Below are 2,074 nucleotides of genomic sequence, written 5' to 3' on the forward strand. Positions count from 1 at the left end.
TACGTCCGAATCCACTCGGAATTGCTAACGTCAGTGCTAAACCGAAAATTAACGCATATTAACCCGTAACTGACGGTTATACGAGACCGTTACCTGCCATTTGACAAACCAATAACATTTAGAAAAAAACAGAATATTTGTCCCCATTTACGATTTTGAATCGTCATAAGGTTGAACAGTAAGTTTAACTTTAAAAATTTATAAAAATGAAAGATTTTGCATTAATTTTCAGATTAAAAGACATTTCTGACTTCAAACCTTCACCTAAACAAATGGAGGAGCGAATGAATTGGTTAGGAAGTATTGCTGCACAAAACAAATTGGTGGACAAAGGCAACACGCTTTTACCAATTCCAGGAAGTGCAAAAACCGTAAAACCCGACAATGTGGTAACAGACGGACCTTATACCGAAATCAAGGAATTTATAAGCGGTTACATTGTTGTGAAAGCAGAAACCATTGATGAAGCGGTAGAAATGGCAAAAGGAAATCCTATTTTTGAAATCGGAGGAAATATTGAAGTAAGAGAAGTTTTAAAACGTGATTAGTATTGGAGAAACCGCAATCACATAATGAACTTTTACCACATTTATTCCGAGAGGAATATGCAAAAATGACGGCTGTTTTATGCCGTCATTTTGGTTTAAGGCATATTGAGATTGCCGAAGATATTGCAAGTGAAACATTTTTAAAAGCTTCCGAGAGTTGGGCAATTAATGGAATACCTGAAAATCCAACAGCTTGGCTATACACGGTTGCCAAAAACAAAACCAAAGATTATTTCAAACACATCTCGATTTTTGAAACCAAAATCAAAAGTGATTTGAAACAGGACAACCATAAACAGGAAACGGATTTTGGATTTAACAAACAAAATATTTCAGACAGCCAATTAGCAATGATTTTTGCTGTTTGCAATCCAATTAATTCTAACGAAAGTCAAATTTGTTTAGCTCTTCAAATTCTTTGTGGTTTTAGTGTAGAAGAAATCGCCAATGCTTTTTTATCAAAAACAGAGACCATAAAAAAACGTTTGCAAAGAGGTAGAAACAATCTTCGTAAAGACAATTTTCAAATCAAATCGCTGAATGAGTCAGAAATCCAGTCAAGGTTAAAAACTGTTTTGAAAACTTTGTACTTACTGTTTAACGAAGGATATTTTTCAAAATCGAACAATCAATTCATCAGAAAAGAACTTTGCTCGGAAGCCATTAGACTGATTTTGACTTTGACCGATAATCCGCTAACGAACACACCACAAACAAACGCTTTATTGGCTTTAATGTGTTTTCAAAGTTCACGAATAGAAGCACGAACCAACGAAAAAGGCGAAGCAGTACTTTTTGACGAACAGGACAAAAACCGTTGGGATAAATCGCTCATCGAAAAAGGAAATTATTTTTTAGTAAATGCCACGAACGGAAACGAAATTTCAAAATATCATTTAGAAGCAGGAATTGCCTATTGGCACACAACGGACAAAAAAGACAAGTGGAAGAACATTTTGCGACTGTACAACCAACTGATATTAATTGAATATTCGCCCATAACCGCATTGAACAGAACCTTTGCTTTTTCAAAAATTCACGGACACGAAAAAGCAATTATGGAAGCCGAGAAATTAAATCTTACTCACAATAGTCAATATCACGAATTGTTGGGATACTTATTTGCAAAATCGGATATTCAAAAAGCAATTGAACATTATGAACAAGCTATAAAACTGACAAAATCGGAAACGGAAAAACAGACATTGACTAAAGAAATCGAACGACTGAAAAGAAAAAACGGCAGGTAACAATGTATATAGCTCATTGCTAATCAGGTGCTTAACCAAAGGTTCGGGTGTGTTTTCGAAGTCCGCCAAATTTTTGAATTTGACTTTTTGCGTTTATAAGGTAAAAAGAAAATTCAAAAATTCGGCTCGTGCTAAACCGAAAAGTCCGTACCTTTTTACACGCAACGAGCCATATACGAGACCGTTGTAAGTAATGCCGAAAAACCCAGAAACCAAGTGAATAAAACAATATTTGAAATTACCAAAATGGATTGTCCTTCAGAGGAAAATCTTATC

Annotated in this window: 2 protein-coding genes; both read left to right on the forward strand. The window is 35.0% G+C overall.

Translation table 11 applies throughout. The features are described from left to right. Positions 1-206 precede the first annotated feature (206 nt). Positions 207-548, forward strand: a complete 342-nt coding sequence (locus BLV84_RS12350; RefSeq protein WP_093246164.1) for a YciI family protein — start codon at positions 207-209, stop codon at positions 546-548. A 65-nt stretch (positions 549-613) separates the two neighbouring features. Further along, on the forward strand, positions 614-1,798 hold the full coding sequence (locus BLV84_RS12355) for an RNA polymerase sigma factor (RefSeq protein ID WP_093246167.1): 1,185 nt from the start codon (positions 614-616) through the stop codon (positions 1,796-1,798). The last annotated feature ends 276 nt before the right edge of the window (positions 1,799-2,074 follow it).

Origin of the sequence: Psychroflexus halocasei (genome assembly GCF_900107595.1) — a bacterium.
Classification (GTDB): Bacteria; Bacteroidota; Bacteroidia; order Flavobacteriales; family Flavobacteriaceae; genus Psychroflexus; species Psychroflexus halocasei.